Source organism: Pantoea sp. SOD02 (assembly GCF_024707505.1).
Lineage (GTDB): Bacteria > Pseudomonadota > Gammaproteobacteria > Enterobacterales > Enterobacteriaceae > Pantoea > Pantoea symbiotica.
In genome coordinates, this window is the sequence record NZ_CP102604.1 from 303802 (window position 1) to 320529 (window position 16728).

At 55.6% G+C, this 16728-nt stretch carries 16 protein-coding genes; 9 read left to right on the forward strand and 7 right to left on the reverse strand.

Annotated features, from left to right (window positions below; genetic code table 11):
* The first annotated feature begins 59 nt into the window (after positions 1-59).
* Together glgA and glgP are read left to right on the forward strand one after the other, a co-directional pair.
* Complete coding sequence (gene glgA / locus NR302_RS01335; RefSeq protein WP_008109867.1) at positions 60-1493, forward strand: glycogen synthase GlgA; 1434 nt, start codon at positions 60-62, stop codon at positions 1491-1493.
* A gap of 21 nt (positions 1494-1514) precedes the next feature.
* Positions 1515-3962 (forward strand): glycogen phosphorylase, encoded by a 2448-nt coding sequence (gene glgP, locus NR302_RS01340; protein ID WP_061718409.1) that lies wholly within the window; start codon positions 1515-1517, stop codon positions 3960-3962.
* 97 nt (positions 3963-4059) lie between these two features.
* Here glgP and NR302_RS01345 read toward each other — a convergent pair whose 3' ends face one another.
* Positions 4060-4617 carry a DcrB family lipoprotein gene (locus tag NR302_RS01345; protein ID WP_061718408.1) on the reverse strand — a complete coding sequence of 186 codons (558 nt, stop codon included), beginning with the start codon at positions 4615-4617 and terminating at the stop codon, positions 4060-4062.
* Positions 4618-4733: 116 nt separating this feature from the next.
* Positions 4734-5399: a 7-cyano-7-deazaguanine/7-aminomethyl-7-deazaguanine transporter gene (locus tag NR302_RS01350; protein WP_008109874.1), complete on the reverse strand. Its 666-nt coding sequence runs from the start codon at positions 5397-5399 to the stop codon at positions 4734-4736.
* Between the two features lie 193 nt (positions 5400-5592).
* On the opposite strand from NR302_RS01350, the gene tusA reads away from it, so the two are divergent.
* Positions 5593-5838, forward strand: a complete 246-nt coding sequence (tusA, locus tag NR302_RS01355; protein WP_036649974.1) for a sulfurtransferase TusA — start codon at positions 5593-5595, stop codon at positions 5836-5838.
* Here tusA and NR302_RS01360 read toward each other — a convergent pair.
* Positions 5835-8111 (reverse strand): zinc/cadmium/mercury/lead-transporting ATPase, encoded by a 2277-nt coding sequence (locus tag NR302_RS01360; protein ID WP_258144353.1) that lies wholly within the window; start codon positions 8109-8111, stop codon positions 5835-5837. The genes tusA and NR302_RS01360 overlap by 4 nt on opposite strands.
* 92 nt (positions 8112-8203) lie before the next feature.
* On the reverse strand, positions 8204-8833 hold the full coding sequence (locus NR302_RS01365; RefSeq protein WP_154194833.1) for a lysoplasmalogenase: 630 nt from the start codon (positions 8831-8833) through the stop codon (positions 8204-8206).
* A 164-nt stretch (positions 8834-8997) separates the two neighbouring features.
* On the opposite strand from NR302_RS01365, the gene NR302_RS01370 reads away from it, so the two are divergent.
* Positions 8998-9354, forward strand: a complete 357-nt coding sequence (locus NR302_RS01370) for a DUF2500 domain-containing protein (protein ID WP_061718406.1) — start codon at positions 8998-9000, stop codon at positions 9352-9354.
* Positions 9355-9423: 69 nt separating this feature from the next.
* On the opposite strand, the gene NR302_RS01375 is transcribed toward NR302_RS01370, so the two are convergent.
* The gene (locus NR302_RS01375) at positions 9424-9693 is read right to left on the reverse strand and encodes a DUF1145 family protein (protein ID WP_258144354.1); all 270 of its coding nucleotides are present in this window, start codon (positions 9691-9693) and stop codon (positions 9424-9426) included.
* Complete coding sequence (rsmD, locus tag NR302_RS01380; RefSeq protein WP_008109884.1) at positions 9683-10279, reverse strand: 16S rRNA (guanine(966)-N(2))-methyltransferase; 597 nt, start codon at positions 10277-10279, stop codon at positions 9683-9685. The genes NR302_RS01375 and rsmD overlap by 11 nt, the downstream gene beginning before the upstream one ends.
* A gap of 232 nt (positions 10280-10511) precedes the next feature.
* Between rsmD and ftsY the strand changes: the two genes are divergently transcribed.
* The 4 genes from ftsY (at position 10512) to rpoH (ending at position 14701) form a co-directional block, all read left to right on the forward strand.
* The gene (ftsY, locus tag NR302_RS01385; protein ID WP_258144355.1) at positions 10512-11957 is read left to right on the forward strand and encodes a signal recognition particle-docking protein FtsY; all 1446 of its coding nucleotides are present in this window, start codon (positions 10512-10514) and stop codon (positions 11955-11957) included.
* 5 nt (positions 11958-11962) lie between these two features.
* A complete protein-coding gene (gene ftsE, locus NR302_RS01390; protein ID WP_008109888.1) occupies positions 11963-12631 on the forward strand; it encodes a cell division ATP-binding protein FtsE in 669 nt (222 codons plus the stop codon).
* A complete protein-coding gene (gene ftsX / locus NR302_RS01395) occupies positions 12621-13604 on the forward strand; it encodes a permease-like cell division protein FtsX (RefSeq protein WP_008109891.1) in 984 nt (327 codons plus the stop codon). Before ftsE ends, ftsX begins: the two co-directional genes overlap by 11 nt.
* 239 nt (positions 13605-13843) lie before the next feature.
* Positions 13844-14701, forward strand: coding sequence for an RNA polymerase sigma factor RpoH (gene rpoH / locus NR302_RS01400; protein WP_008109892.1), 858 nt, complete (start codon positions 13844-13846; stop codon positions 14699-14701).
* A gap of 110 nt (positions 14702-14811) precedes the next feature.
* Here the strand turns inward: rpoH and panM are convergent, their stop codons facing one another.
* Positions 14812-15198 carry an aspartate 1-decarboxylase autocleavage activator PanM gene (gene panM / locus NR302_RS01405; protein ID WP_258144356.1) on the reverse strand — a complete coding sequence of 129 codons (387 nt, stop codon included), beginning with the start codon at positions 15196-15198 and terminating at the stop codon, positions 14812-14814.
* A 402-nt stretch (positions 15199-15600) separates the two neighbouring features.
* Here panM and NR302_RS01410 point away from each other — a divergent pair, with 402 nt between their 5' ends.
* Positions 15601-16728: a branched-chain amino acid ABC transporter substrate-binding protein gene (locus NR302_RS01410; RefSeq protein ID WP_258144357.1), complete on the forward strand. Its 1128-nt coding sequence runs from the start codon at positions 15601-15603 to the stop codon at positions 16726-16728.

Below are 16728 nucleotides of genomic sequence, written 5' to 3' on the forward strand. Positions count from 1 at the left end.
AACAAGCACACAGGCAATCGCCGCGGGGAACGCGAGCGGTCACATAATAGGGGTTCAGGATGCAGGTTTTACATGTCTGTTCAGAGCTTTTCCCGCTGTTGAAAACCGGCGGACTGGCTGATGTCGTCGGTGCATTACCACAGGCGCAAATAGCCGATGGTACGGATGCGCGGGTGTTGATTCCCGCCTATCCGGATCTGCGTAAAGGAATTCCTGATACTGAGGTCCTGGCGGAGTTGCAAACTTTTGCTGGGCCGGTACGCTTACTTTTTGGACATTTTAACGGCGTTGGTATTTATTTAATCGATGCGCCGGGATTGTATGAACGTCCCGGCAGCCCGTATCACGATACCTCGCAGTTTGCTTACGTGGATAACTATCTGCGTTTTGCGCTGCTGGGCTGGATGGGCGCCGAGATTGCCAGCGGGTTAGATACGGATTGGCAGCCAGACATCGTGCACGCGCATGACTGGCATGCAGGCTTAACCTGCGCCTATATCGCCGCGCGCGGTCGTCCGGCGAAAACGGTATTTACCGTGCATAACCTGGCGTATCAAGGGCTGTTTTCTGCGCGTCATCTGGATGAGATCCAGATTCCGCGCGCCTTCTTCGACATGCATGGACTGGAGTTCTTCGGGCAAATTTCCTACCTCAAGGCGGGCCTGTTTTATGCCGATCATATTACGGCGGTCAGCCCGACTTACGCGCTGGAGATCACCCGACCGGAATTTGGTTACGGCATGGAAGCGCTGCTCGAGCAGCGACTGCGTGAAGGGCGGCTGAGCGGGATTTTGAACGGCGTCGATCCGGGCATTTGGGACCCGGCGCACGATCTGCTGCTCACCGCGCGCTACGACAGCGAAACGCTGGAGAGCAAAGCGGAGAACAAGCGCCAGCTTCAGATTGCCATGGGCCTGAAGGTGGATGATAAAGCGCCGGTGTTCTGCGTTATCAGCCGTCTGACCAAACAGAAAGGTTTGGATCTGGTGCTGGAAGCGCTGCCGGGTTTGCTGGCGCAGGGCGGACAACTGGTGCTGCTCGGCCAGGGCGATGCCGAGTTGCAGCAAGGTTTCCTTGCGGCGGCGGCGGAGCATCCGGGCCGCGTTGGCGTGCAGATTGGTTATCACGAAGCCTTCTCGCATCGCATTGTCGGCGGCGCGGATGTGATTATGGTGCCGAGCCGTTTTGAGCCGTGCGGCTTAACTCAGCTGTACGGTTTGAAATATGGCACGCTGCCGCTGGTGCGCCGCACTGGCGGACTGGCGGATACGGTGCAAGACAGCTCGCTTGAGAACCTGGCGGATGGCGTCGCCAGCGGTTTCACTTTTGAAGACAGTAATGCCTGGTCGCTGCTGCGGGCGATTCGGCGCGCATTTGTTCTGTGGTCTCGTCCTGCACTCTGGCGCTACGTTCAGCGGCAGGCGATGGGGATGGATTTTAGTTGGCAGGTGGCAGCACAAGCCTACCGCGATCTTTATCAACGTTTGCTGTAATGAGAGATTGGGATACTTGATATGAATGCACCTTTCACCTATGCCTCACCCACGCTGACGGTTGATGCGCTGAAGCACTCAATCGCCTATAAGCTGATGTTTACTATTGGTAAAGATCCATCGATTGCGAATAAGCATGAGTGGCTTAACGCCGCTTTGCTGGCGGTGCGTGATCGCATGGTGGAACGCTGGTTGCGCTCCAGCCGCGCGCAGCTCTCGCAGGATGTGCGACAGGTTTATTATCTGTCGATGGAATTCCTGATGGGGCGCACGCTCGGCAACGCGTTGCTGGCGATGGGCATTTATGAGGATCTCAATCAGGCGCTGGAGGAGATGGGCCTCGACCTTAGCGAGCTGATGGAAGAGGAGAACGATCCAGGCCTCGGCAACGGCGGTTTGGGACGTTTAGCGGCCTGCTTCCTCGATTCGCTCGCCACGCTCGGTTTGCCGGGGCGCGGCTACGGCATCCGTTACGATTACGGCATGTTTAAGCAGAACATCGTTGATGGGCAACAGCGCGAATCGCCGGATTACTGGCTGGAATACGGCAATCCGTGGGAGTTTCAGCGCTTTAACACGCGCTACAAAGTGCGCTTCGGTGGCCGCTTGCAGCACGAAGGCGCGCGGGTACGCTGGGTGGAAACCGAGGAGATCGTGGCGATGGCTTACGATCAAATCATTCCCGGTTTTGATACCGATGCCACCAACACGCTGCGTCTGTGGGGCGCGCAGGCCAGTAACGAAATTAATCTCGGTAAGTTCAATCAGGGCGATTACTTTGCTGCGGTAGAAGATAAAAATCACTCGGAAAACGTGTCACGCGTGCTCTATCCCGATGACTCCACCTATTCGGGGCGCGAGCTGCGTCTGCGTCAGGAGTATTTCCTCGTCTCCTCGACGGTGCAGGATATTCTTAACCGTCACTGGCAGATGCATGAAACCTGGGACAATCTGCCAGACAAAATTGCCATCCACCTTAACGATACGCATCCGGTGCTGGCAATTCCGGAACTGATGCGTCTGCTGATCGACGAGCAGAAATTCAGCTGGGACGATGCCTTTGAAGTGACCTGTCAGGTGTTCTCCTACACCAACCACACGCTGATGACCGAAGCGCTGGAAACCTGGCCGGTGGATATGATCGGCAAGATCCTGCCGCGTCATCTCAGCATCATCTTTGAAATCAACGACTACTTCCTCAAAACTATCCAGGAATACTATCCAGATGATTGGGATTTGATGTCGCGTATCTCAATCATCGACGAAAACGATGGCCGCCGCATCCGCATGGCGTGGCTGGCGGTAGTGGTGAGCCACAAGGTAAACGGCGTGTCGGAGCTGCACTCCAACTTGATGGTGCAATCGCTGTTCGCTGACTTCGCGCGTCTGTTCCCTGGCCGTTTCTGCAATAAAACCAACGGCGTGACGCCACGTCGCTGGCTGGCGCTGGCCAATCCGGCGCTCTCCGACGTGCTGGATGAGGCGATTGGCCGCAACTGGCGAACCGATCTCGGCCAGCTCAACGAACTGTCCACGCAGGTCGATTATCCGGCCTTTATCGAACAGATCGCCGATGCCAAGTTCGCCAACAAGAAACGCCTGGCGGATTGGGTGGCGAAGAACATGGATATCGTGCTTGATCCGCATGCGCTGTTCGATGTGCAGATTAAGCGCATCCACGAATACAAACGTCAGCTGCTGAACGTGCTGCATGTGATTACGCGCTACAACCGCATCAAGGCCGATCCCAGCGCCGAATGGGTGCCGCGCGTCAATATCTTCGCCGGTAAAGCGGCATCGGCCTATTACGTGGCAAAACACATCATTCACCTGATCAACGATGTCGCCAATGTGATCAACAACGATCCGCAGGTGAAGAACAAGCTGAAGGTGGTGTTCATTCCGAACTATGGCGTGAGCCTGGCGCAGATCATCATTCCGGCGGCGGATCTCTCCGAGCAGATTTCAACGGCGGGAACTGAAGCGTCTGGCACCAGTAACATGAAGTTTGCGCTGAACGGCGCGTTAACTATCGGCACGCTGGATGGCGCAAACGTTGAGATGCTGGAGCATGTCGGCAAGGAGAATATCTTTATCTTCGGCAACACCACGCCGCAGGTCGAGAAGCTGCGCACCGACGGTTACAACCCGCGTAAGTATTACGAGGACGATCCCGAGCTGCATCAGGCGCTGACGCAAATTGCCAGCGGCGTGTTCAGCCCGCAGGAGCCAGGGCGCTACCGTAATCTGTTTGATGCGCTGGTGAACTTCGGCGATCACTATCAGCTGCTGGCGGATTACCGTAGCTATGTGGATACACAGGACAAGGTGGACAAGCTTTATCGTCAGCCGGATAAGTGGCAACGCAGCGCGGCGTTGAATATCGCCAATATGGGTTATTTCTCGTCGGACCGCACCATTCAAGAGTATGCGGATGAGATCTGGCACATTTCGCCAGTGAGACTGTAAGGCGGGGATTGCAAACCAGGTCGCCATGAATGGCGACCCTACGAAAACCGCATTGAGCCATTTGTAGGGTCGCCATTCATGGCGACCGTTTTAAGGCTTACTTCAATGTGATGCTTTTGACGATGCCATCAGCATCGCTCTGCGCTTGCTGCTGGTTATCCGCTGGCAAGGTAATCTGCAGCGTCAGCAGTTTGCCGTCCACTTTTGCCAGAATCACCGAAGACCATGAGGTCTGATTGTTGGCAGAAATCACTGTATCCAGCTGCTGTGCCGGCTGGTCTTTCAGCGTTACCGCTTTGTTAGACACCACCTGCAACTGTGGGTCGCGACCGCGCTGCTGCTGTTCCAGACGCTGTGCCAGCGCATCAAGCGCTTCGTTAGTTGGATCGCCCGCAATCACGATAATCGCGCGCTGACCGGTTTCGTCGGCATAGACGTGCATGTTGGTGGATTCAGAGCCGAGCTTGCCGCTCTTGTCAGACATGCCCGCAGGCAGTGAGAAGCTCAGTTTGCCGTCCATCAGGTTAACCGTCTGGGCCGACTGGCTGGCGCTCGCACCGTTGCTGTTTGCTGCCGCATCATCTTTCTTCTGGTCACATGCCGCCAGGCCGATAACCAACAGGCCAATACCCACATATTTCACTACGTTACGCATTCTTTTCCCTTTTACATGATTCCAGTCAGGCGTTATCAAAACGGAATCGGCGGTTAAAAGCAACCGCCGGAGTGTCAGGAAATCTTAGCGTGTGGTGGCGTTTCGTCTATATGCAATTAACCGAAATTGATCTGCTGCTGCGCGGAACGTTCGGCTAAGCGCTTCAGCATGGCATTCAACAGCACGCCGTAAGCTGGGAGGAAGAAGATCATGCAGATCAGCACTTTGAAGCTGTAATCCACCAGTGCGATTTCGACCCAATGTGCCGCCATAAACGGGTCTGGACTCTTGTAGAAGGCGATGAAAAAGAAGGCCAGCGTATCGCTGATATTACCGAGGAACATCGCTGCCGCTGGGGCAATCCACCACTGCGATAAACGGCGCAAACGGTTAAAAACGTGGACGTCGAGAATCTGTCCCAGCGCATAAGCCATAAAGCTGGCGCAGGCGATACGCGCAACAAACAGATTTACCTCTTCCAGTGATGCCCAACCTTGCCATTCGCCCTGATAGAACACGCAGGAAACGATGTAGGAGATCACCAGCGCAGGAATCATCACCGCCAGAATAATGCGACGAGCCAGCGGCGCGCCAAAGATGCGCACGGTCAGATCGGTAGCGAGGAAAATAAACGGAAAGCTAAACGCGCCCCATGTGGTGTGGAAGCCGAAGATGGAAACCGGCAGCTGTACCAGATAGTTACTGGACGTGATCACCAGCAGATGGAAAAGCGATAGCCAAAACAGCGCATGCATGCGCTGACGTGCAGAGAAGTTGATCATTGTAAGCCTTTTTAGTGATGGGGTGAGGGAACCCAGGTTCGCGCGTTGGCACGATGGTAAATAAAAAATCGGCGGCATCTTAACGCGTTGCGCAATTTATGCAATGGTTAATTTTAACGCAATCGTTATCGCCTTGCGTTGGCTCATTCGCGCGCTAGAATGAGCGCCCATCACTAACAACTGACAGAGAATCATGAGCGATCCCTTTTCTGCGCCAGACCATCAGCTTGATGCCCTTGGCCTGCGCTGCCCGGAGCCGGTAATGATGGTGCGTAAAACTGTGCGCAGCATGCAGGCCGGTGAAACCTTGCTGATCATTGCTGACGATCCCGCCACCACGCGCGATATCCCCGGTTTCTGCCGCTTTATGGAGCATGAGTTGCTGGCACAGCAGACCGAAAGCCTGCCGTACCAGTTTCTGATTAAAAAAGGCGCTTAACGCTGACGCAGCAAGCGCAGCGCGTTGGCAGTCACCAGTGCGGTGGCACCAGAATCCGCTAAGACCGCCAGCCACAAACCGGTGAAGCCGAGCAGCGTGGTGACCAGAAAAATCGCCTTTAATCCCAACGCCAGCGCCACGTTCTGACGAATGATGGCGCGCGTGCGCCGTGCCAGCACAATTGTGCGCGGTAGAATCGCCAGCTGGTTTTGCGTTAATGCCACATCCGCCGCTTCCAGCGCCACATCGGTGCCGCTGCCCATCGCAATGCCAATGGTGGCGGCTTTCATGGCGGGCGCATCGTTAATGCCATCACCAACCATCGCCAGTGATTGCTGTGCGCCCAGCGTTCTTATCGCTTCAACTTTATCAGCGGGTAGCAAACCCGCGCGATAATCGATGTTGAGTTCAGCCGCAATGGCGGCGGCCGCGCGTGGATTGTCGCCGGTCAGCATCACGATATTCACACCAAGCTGCTGCAGCTCAGCCAGCGCGCTGATCGCTTCGCTACGTAGCTGGTCCTGCAACGCTAACGCGCCCAGCACCTGCTGTTCTTGTAACAGCAGCACCACGGTTTGGCCCTGCGCTTCCAATTCAGCAATCTGCTGTTGCTGTGCGTCATCGAGATGGCCGACTTCGCGCGGCGCGAGCAGCTGATAGGTTACGCCTGCGATCGCGGCACGAATGCCGCTGCCGGCCAGCGTTTGCTGCTGTGCAGCGTGCGGAATGGTGAGCGCGCGACGTTCGGCTTCGCTGACAATCGCTCGCGCCAGCGGATGGGTGGAACCTTGTTCAACGGCGGCAGCGATACTCAGCAGATTGTCTTCCGCCATCCCGCCAAAGGGCTGGATGTGGCTGATCTGCGGTTTACCGGCGGTCAGCGTGCCGGTTTTGTCGAACGCCATCATACTCACGCGACTGAGACGCTCCAGCGCCGCGCCGCCTTTGATCAGCGCGCCCTGACGGGCGGCAGCGGCCAGGCCGGAGGTGATGGCGGCAGGCGTGGAGATCACCAGCGCACACGGGCAACCAATCAATAGCAGCGTTAGCCCTTTATAAATCCACGGCAACCATTCGCCAAAGCCGAGCAGCGGCGGCAGCACCATCACCAGCAGCGCCAGCAGCATTATGGCGGGCGTATAAATGCGGCTGAAGCGATCGATAAAACGCTCAACCGGCGCACGATGGGTTTCGGCTTCCTCAATCAGTTGCAGAATGCGGTCAATGGCACTTTGGCCGGGCTGGGAAATGACTTTCAACGTCACCAGACGATCAAGACTGGTGGCACCGGCCATGATCTGTTCGCCAGGCTCACGCGCCACCGGCAGCGATTCGCCAGTTAGCGCACTTTCATCAAAGCTGGCGCTGGCCTGCAGCAGTTCGCCATCGGCGGGTAAACGCCCGCCGGCCGCTACCTCAATCACATCGCCGGGTTGCAGCGCCTCAAGTGCGACCTGTTCGCGCACATTCCCGTTAATACGCGTTGCGGTATCCGGGCGCAGCGCCATCAACGCCGTCACGCCTTTGCGCGCGCGTGCCGCCGCGTAAGCTTCGAGGCGTTCTCCCAGTTGGAACAGCAGCAGCACCATCGCGGCTTCGGCGTGCGCACCAATCACCAGCGCACCGGCGGCGGCAATGGTCATCAACATCTCAATGCTGAACGGCGAACCGCTTCGCAGCAGTTTCCACGCGCTGCGGGCAATCGGTGCTAAACCAATCAACGTGGTGGCGATAAACAGGCGATCGCCCCAAAGCGGCGAAAACTGGCTCAGCAGCCAGCTGCTGAGCATCAGTGCGCCAAGCAGCAGCAAACCGGCGTTTTCCTGCCAGCGGCTTTCAGGTTGTGGAGGCGATGAGGAATCGCTGGCGCTCAGCGTGAAGCCAGCATTTTTCACCACTTGCTCGATGGTGGCGCGGATATCCTGGTCGGCATCGACTACCAGTTTTTCACTGGCAAAAATCACGCGAGCTTGTTGTACCTGCGGTACCCGTTGCACGGCAGTTTCAATTTTGCGCGCGCAGCTGGGGCAATCCATGCCCGCAATCTGCCAGCGGTATTGGTGTGAGGTGAGGGCGGGCCTGTCGCTTTCGGCGTCGCTTTCGCCGCCGGGCGATCCGCTGTCGCTGTCACAGTAGCCGCAATCGCTGTCTGGCGTGACGGGCTGCGCCGCGGAGATTTTTAATGTTGCGGGTTTTATGCTGCGAATTGAGCACAGCGGCTGCGGCTGACGGTGAGATTTGCCACAGCGGCAAGGGTGAGCATGTTGATGCATATAACCTCCGGAATCAGGGGCGGGCTGATGCCCGCGCCCTAATGCTACACTCTGGAGTGGACTCCAGAGTCAAGCGGAAGGTGAGGTTATCTTCAGTAGAGCCACAGTGAACGCGCAATCATGAAGTGACCGGCGAAGTAGCAGGCGGCAACGATGGCGCTATCGGCGCTGAAACGGCGGCGATAATGCGAGATAAACCAGACAATATTGGCTAATAGCAGTAACGCGGCACCAACCAGCAGCGAGAAGCTGAAGTCAGTTGGACGGAAGAAGTAGTTCTCCGCCGCCATCCAGTTCATCACCAGCGTCATGCCGATTAAGGTGCAGATCGGCCAGCGCAGATCTTCCAGCTTGGTCCACAGAATCCCGATAACAATCACACCAATAATCAGGAAGGTGAGAGGAATCGGCCAGAAGAAACTCATGGTCATGTGCGCGGCAAAACTGATGGTGTATAGCAGATGCGACAGGAAGAACGCGCCCAGCGCATAAAGCATTTGTTGACGCGGCAACAGCATTAACGCGTCACCCACCAGCGTGGCGACCAGACCGGCCAGAATCAAATAATCGGTGGTGTTGAAGGTTGGAGCTTGCCACGCCCAGGCAACGAGCAACAGCAAGGTGACAGGTTTAAATAGCCAGCGTTGCCATTGCGGACCGCGGTATGAAGCATCGACGTAGAGCCAGCCGGAAAAAAGTACGGCAAGGAAAGACCAAAGCATTTTTTCTCCCTTTTCTGGACGAAATGTCCGCCAGTTTGATGAATTTTCCCAAAATCACCCTCTCAGTGTAAGTTACCGCCGCCGAATGTGACAATCAGCCGACTCTGGTTGTATGCTTTGTCGTCTTTACCCGTTCCGAATTAACGCAAAGCACGAGATAAATCATGAGCAAACCACCGCTAATCTTTTTCATCGTACTGGCCATTATTGCCGTTTTGGCGACCCGTCAGTTTATTAAACAGCGCCGCGAAACGGCGGTGAACGATGCCTCGCCGGTGCGCTCGCTGAGCGTGGAAGTGAAAACTAAACGCGAATTTCCGTCGCCCAATCGCCGTTCACGCCAGCGCGAAGAGATTGTGGCGGAAGATATGAAGTATGAAGCCTGGTTCCATCCGCTGAACGGTGCCAGCGATATTAAAGTGACGGTGAACGCGAACGAGTATCACCAGATCGATAAGGGCGCGAAGGGCGAGTTGAAGATGAAGGGCACGCGTTTTGTAAGTTTTACCCCGAGCCCGTAGGGTCGCCATTCATGGCGACCTGGCCACAAACCGCACAATCATGGCGACCTGGTCACAAACCGCACGAAACTACATCTTCGGATAATGCTTTTTCTGCCACGCCAGCAGCTCAAACACGCCAAAGAAGAAGATCTTCGTCTGGGTTACGCCGCTCAGTTTCGGCGCGTCCTTCGGCTGGGTCGCGCGCAGCAACACCAGCTGCAGGCCGTGCATAATCACCATAAAGAACAGTGCCACGTGCACGAAATAGCGCAGCGGCGTTGGGAAAGGTTGCACCAGATTGAGCAGTAAAAAGGCCCAGACGCAAATCATCAGCAAACGTCCCAAATTAAGCCACATCGTGCGTCTCCTGTTGACGTTGATAAAGGCGATAAGCCACCTGACCGGCAATCTTCTCGCGGTACAAATCCCAATTCGCGGGTGCTACGGGCGTGCCGTTTTCCACTTCACTCTCGACATAAATCAGCGCTTCAGCCGCTAACCAGCCATTCTGCTCCAGCAGCGTCAACGTTTCCTGTAACAACCCTTTACGGAACGGCGGATCGACAAACACCACGTCAAACGGCTCGCCCGGCTGACTCAGCCACTGCAGCGTGTTGGTTTGCACCACCTTGGCCTGGGTGGCGCGCAGCGTTTGCAGGTTCTGTGACAGCTGTTGTGCCACTGAACGCTCCAGCTCCAGCAGCGTGGCTGAAGCCGCATAACGAGACAGCGCTTCCAGCCCTAACGCGCCGCTGCCGGCGAAACAATCGAGGCAGCGCGCTTCCTGGATATCCGGTGCCAGCCAGTTGAACAGGGTTTCACGTACGCGATCGGTGGTGGGGCGCAGACCTGCGCTATCCGGCACCGGTAATTTACGGCCGCGCCACTGACCGCCAATGATGCGGATCTGGCCAGCGCTGCTGCTGCGGGGGGATTTACTCATTTCGCTCACAACTCGTCATAATTTGTTGCGTAGTTTAACGGGCGTAGCGGGCAGAAGAAACGTTAAAAAAGGGTGCTGTGGTGCGCTGGCTGGAAAGTGTTAGACTACTGAGTTGGTATAGTGCGCGTAATTACCTGATTTTTACGCCGCTCACCCGCTTAAAATTGAATATTTTATCCCCTGGGAACAAGCGTGCTACCGGGAATAAGCCATCGAGGAGTAGGGTCACACAATGGCAAAAGAGAAAAAACGCGGCTTTTTTTCCTGGTTAGGCTTTGGCAAAGAAGAAGAGACGCAACAACCTGCTGAAGAGCAGCAGCAAACCACCGAGGTGGTGGCTGAGCCTGCCGTTGAAGAGAGTGCGCTCGATCGCGCCGAAGCGCAGGCTGTCGAAACCGTCGCCGTCACCGAGCAGGTGGCGGAACAGCAGCAGGTTGAACCGGAACTGATTGAAGAGCCGGTTATCGAGCCGCATGAACCTGAGCCGGTTACCGCAATCGTTGGAGAAGTGCTGCCGGAAGAGATAACGCCGCCGGATGTGGCACCAATCGAAGAAGAGCCGCAGCTGGAAGAGCTGGCGCTTGATGAGCCAGAACTGGATGAAGAAGCGCCTTTAACTGATGAAGAACTGGAAGCGCTGGCGTTAGCGGAAACCTATGCGGAAGATGCCGAGCTAGCCGAGGCTACGCAGGATACCGTGAGCGATCTGCCACTGGCTGCTGCGCCGATGATTGCGCAGGAGCAGGAGCGTCCTACCAAAGAGGGCTTTTTCGCCCGTCTGAAACGCAGCCTGGTCAAAACCCGTGAAAACCTCGGTTCGGGCTTTATCAGCCTGTTCCGCGGTAAGAAAATCGATGACGATCTGTTTGAAGAGCTGGAAGAGCAGCTGCTGATTGCCGACGTTGGCGTTGAAACCACGCGCCGCATCATCACCAATCTGACACAACAGGCCAATCGCAAGCAGTTGCGCGATGCCGAAGCGCTGTATGGCCTGCTGAAAGCTGAAATGTCCGGCATTTTGGAAAAAGTGGATCAGCCGCTGGAAGTGGGGGGCAAAACGCCCTTCGTCATTCTGATGGTTGGCGTCAACGGCGTGGGTAAAACAACCACCATCGGTAAGCTGGCGCGTCAGTATCAGGCGCAGGGCAAATCGGTGATGCTGGCAGCGGGTGATACCTTCCGTGCCGCAGCCGTTGAGCAGCTGCAGGTTTGGGGCCAGCGCAACAACATTCCTGTGGTGGCGCAGCATACCGGCGCAGATTCTGCCTCGGTGATTTTTGACGCCATTCAGGCCGCCAAGTCACGCAATGTGGATGTACTGATCGCCGATACCGCCGGTCGCCTGCAGAACAAATCGCACCTGATGGAAGAGCTGAAGAAAATTACCCGCGTGATGAAGAAGCTGGATGAAGATGCGCCGCATGAAGTGATGCTGACGCTCGACGCCAGCACCGGGCAAAACGCCATCAGCCAGGCCAAACTGTTCCATGAAGCGGTGGGCCTGACCGGCATCACCCTGACGAAACTGGATGGAACCGCGAAAGGCGGCGTGATCTTCTCGGTTGCCGATCAGTTCGGCATTCCGATTCGTTATATCGGTGTTGGGGAAGGCATCGAGGATTTACGGCCATTTAAGGCCGCAGACTTTATTGAGGCACTGTTTGCCCGAGAGGAATGATTGGGATGATTCGCTTTGAAGAGGTCAGTAAAGCTTACCTGGGAGGACGTCAGGCGCTGCAGGGAGTGGATTTCCATCTGCGTCCCGGCGAAATGGCGTTCCTGACCGGCCATTCCGGCGCGGGGAAAAGTACCTTACTGAAGCTGATTTGTGGCATTGAGCGCCCGAGCGCCGGGCAGATCTGGTTTAGCGGCCACGATATTTCGCGTCTGCGTCACAGCGAAGTGCCTTTCCTGCGACGTCAGATCGGCATGATTTTCCAGGATCACCATTTGTTGATGGATCGTTCGGTCTACGACAACGTAGCGATTCCGCTGATCATTTCCGGGGCCAGCGGCGAAGATATTCGTCGTCGTGTGTCAGCAGCGCTGGATAAAGTCGGCCTGCTCGACAAAGCGAAAAGCTATCCGATTCAGCTCTCTGGCGGTGAACAGCAGCGCGTCGGCATTGCCCGCGCGGTGGTGAACAAGCCTGCGGTGCTGCTGGCGGATGAACCCACCGGTAACCTCGACAACGCGCTGTCGGAAGACATCCTGCGCCTGTTCGAAGAGTTCAACCGCGTTGGCGTCACGGTGTTAATGGCAACGCACGATGTCGGGCTGATTGCACGCCGGAATTACCGCGTGATGACGCTTAATCAGGGACGTCTGCACGGAGGCCACGATGGTCAATAAACGCAACAAGCGCGCACCTGCGCCGAAAGCGAAGCAGCCTTCCAAAAGTAAGGCGCTAAAAGGCGGCTGGCAGGAGCAGTGGCGCTATGCGCTGCGTGGCACGCTGTCGGATATGTGGCGTCAGCCGCTGGCGACGCTGCTGACGGTAATGGTGATCGCTATTTCCCTGACGCTGCCGAGTGTGTGCTACATGGTATGGAAGAACGTCAGCCAGGCGGCGACGCAGTGGTATCCCGCGCCGCAGTTAACGGTTTATCTGGATAAAGCGCTGGATGATACCGCAGCGGAGAACGTCACCGCGCAGCTCAAGCAGCTCGATGGCGTGGATAACGTCAATTACCTGACCCGTGAAGAAGCGCTGAATGAGTTCCGCAACTGGTCTGGTTTTGGTGGTTCGATGGACATGCTGGAGCAGAATCCGCTGCCGGCGGTGGCTATCATCACGCCAAAACTCAATTTCCAGAATTCGGACACCATGGCGAATCTGCGCGATCGCGTTGCGAAAGTGCAGGGCGTTGATGAAGTGCGCATGGATGACAGCTGGTTCGCGCGTTTAGCGGCGTTAACCGGGCTGGTGGGGCAGATTGCCTCAATGATTGGCCTGCTGATGGTGGTCGCGGTGTTCCTGGTGATCGGTAACAGTGTGCGGCTCAGCATCTTTGCACGGCGCGATACCATTAACGTGCAGAAGCTGATTGGTGCTACCGACGGCTTTATCCTGCGTCCCTTCCTGTACGGCGGTGCGCTGTTAGGCTTTGGTGGCGCGGTGCTGTCGCTGCTGCTCTCCGAAGTGCTGGTGTTGCGCCTGCAATCGGTGGTGGCGCAAGTGGCAACGGTGTTCGGTACCACCTTTGTGCTTGAAGGTTTTTCCTGGGATGAAGGGCTGCTGCTACTGCTGATCGCCGCCATCATCGGCTGGATTGCCGCCTGGCTGGCAACGGTACAACATTTACGCCGTTTTACGCCGCAGTAACCAAAAGCAACGTTTTTTGATATACTCTTCCTCTGCTGCCGACGACCTGGGAGCAGAGGAATTCTCCTATTTCCCCCGCCGTCATCTGTGTGTAAAATATTCACTGCTATAATTGAACTTGTGGATAACTTTGTCGTCCAAGTAGCACAGATTGCTTCTGGTTTTCTCGTGACGTTGACATAATGTAGCGTCTGCGCAAAATACCGTGCAGCAAGTCCATTGAATTTGTGAGGGTTTGAATGACCAAAGAAATGCAAACTTTAGCGATTGCTCCTCTGGGTAACCTGGAATCTTACGTCCGGGCTGCCAACAACTGGCCGGTGCTGACGGCAGAAGAGGAAAAAGCATTGGCTGAGCGGCTGCATTACCAGGGCGATCTGGATGCAGCTAAGACGCTGATCCTGTCTCACCTGCGCTTTGTTGTTCATATTGCTCGTAACTACTCCGGTTACGGCTTGCCGCAGGCAGACCTGATTCAGGAAGGTAACATCGGCCTGATGAAGGCGGTGCGTCGCTTCAATCCTGAAGTCGGCGTGCGTCTGGTGTCGTTTGCCGTGCACTGGATTAAAGCAGAGATTCACGAATACGTGCTGCGTAACTGGCGTATTGTGAAAGTCGCGACCACCAAAGCTCAGCGTAAGCTGTTCTTTAACCTGCGTAAAAGCAAACAGCGTCTCGGTTGGTTCAACCAGGACGAAGTTGAAATGGTCGCACGCGAGCTGGGCGTGAGCAGCAAAGACGTGCTGGAAATGGAATCGCGCATGGCCGCGCAGGATATGACTTTCGACATGTCTTCAGATGATGAAGCAGGCGAAGGCAAATCAATGGCGCCAGTGCTGTATCTGCAGGATAAAACCTCTGACTTTGCCGATGGCATCGAAGAGGACAACTGGGATGCACATGCGGCTGACAAGCTGAGCGATGCGATGCTGAGCCTCGACGAGCGTAGTCAGGACATTATCCGTGCCCGCTGGCTGGACGATGACAACAAAACCACGCTGCAGGAGCTGGCCGACAAATACGGCGTCTCTGCAGAGCGCGTGCGTCAGTTGGAAAAGAACGCCATGAAGAAACTGCGTGTGGCGATTGAAGCCTGATAGCGATCGGGTGGAAAAATGGGGCGACTTTTAAGTCGCCCTTTTTATTGCCTGGTCGCCATGAATGGCGACCCTACGATAAACCGTGCTGCCGATCGCTCCAACATATGTCATTTCACCCAACCATCAGCCTGCGCACGAAAACCACATGCCTGCATAAACGCCGCGCGCACGCCCTGAACGGCGTCGCCGTCATCGGCAATCCACCAATGCGCTAACGCGCTGTTCTGCGCCATCGTCTCTTCCAGCAAGTATTGACCCACACCACGTCGACGTGTGACTTCACGCACGTTGAGATGGGTGATTTTCCCCTGCGTGCCGCTGATGGTCAGCTGCAGCGCCGCCAGTAATCTGTCGTTAAAACGCGCCGCATACAGACGCTGCGTGTCGCTGAGTTGCGCTTCCAGTTGCACAATATCGATTTCCGGCCAGACTTTAGCTAAATCGATCCGATCCTGAGCGGTTAACGATGCTAAGCGCTGGATTGTCAGCTTCATACCTAATACCTGTACTAGTGCAAAGGCGATAGTGTAGCGAATTTAGACAGTCAGAGCGCTGTCACTTTTTTCTGATGAAAATAGGTCAAATGCCAGCCAGTTTGCCAGGATTGTGGAGTAAGCCATCAACGATAGCCGAAAAAGCCAGCATAACGCGCTGGTATCCTGCTGAAAAATCGGCCATAACAACCAGACGATTCTGCTGATCCACTCAGCCAATTCTGAATATGTCAGTTGATTTACAGAAGAAAGTTCCTGTTTAATAACCTGAAAAATAAAGCCTTATTACCTATAAATGCCAGAAAAGCGCGCTAACCCATTATTGCAGAATGAGTTTTCCTCTTTGACTGGCAGAAAATAAACAATCACAACAAACACGACACAACAGATGGGGAAGTTCGCATGAAAATGAGTAAAGGACGCGCATTACTGGCGGGCTGCGTTGCCCTGGCGATGAGCCATGCGGCGCTGGCAAAAGACATCAAAATTGCCATTGTAGGCGCATCAACCGGTCCGGTCGCTCAGTACGGTGACATGCAGTTTACCGGTGCCGCGCAAGCGATTAAGGACATCAACGCCAAAGGCGGCGTTAACGGTGACAAACTGGTTGGCGTGGAATATGACGATGCCTGTGACCCGAAACAAGCGGTTGCGGTTGCCAACAAAGTGGTTAACGACGGCATTAAATACGTTATCGGCCACCTGTGCTCCTCCTCTACTCAGCCTGCTTCAGACATCTATAACGACGAAGGCGTGCTGATGATCACCCCAGCCGCGACCGCGCCAGAACTGACGGCGCGTGGCTATGCTGACGTGCTGCGTACTACCGGTCTGGATTCCGATCAGGGCCCAACGGCGGCGACCTACATCCTCGACCACATCAAACCAAAACGTATCGCTGTGGTGCATGACAAGCAGCAATATGGTCAGGGTCTGGCGGAATCCGTGCAGAAAACCTTGAAAGCTAAAGGCGGCAACGTAGTGCTGTTTGAAGGTATCACCGCCGGTGATAAAGACTTCTCCACGCTGATTGCGCGCCTGAAGAAAGAGAACGTCGATTTCGTTTACTACGGCGGTTACTACCCGGAGCTGGGTCAGATTCTGCGTCAGGCAAAATCCGCTGGCCTGAATGCCGGCTTCATGGGCCCGGAAGGCGTGGGCAACGCTTCTCTGTCTAACATCGCAGGTGATTCTTCTGAAGGCCTGTTTGTAACGCTGCCGAAGCGCTACGACCAGCTGCCAGAGAACAAAGCGATTGTTGATGCGATCAAAGCCAATACCGCGTCGAATCGCAAAGATCCTACTGGTCCGTTCGTCTGGACAACCTACGCGGCGATTCAGTCGCTGGTGGCTGGTATCGAGCGCAGCAAGAGCGATGAGCCCGATGCGATTGCTAAGAACCTGAAAGCAGGTGCTGCCGTTCCAACCGTGATGGGCAATCTGAACTGGGATGAAAAAGGCGATCTGAAAGGCTTCGAATTTGGTGTCTTCAAATGGCACAAAGACGGCTCTTCTACCGCAGTTAAGTAA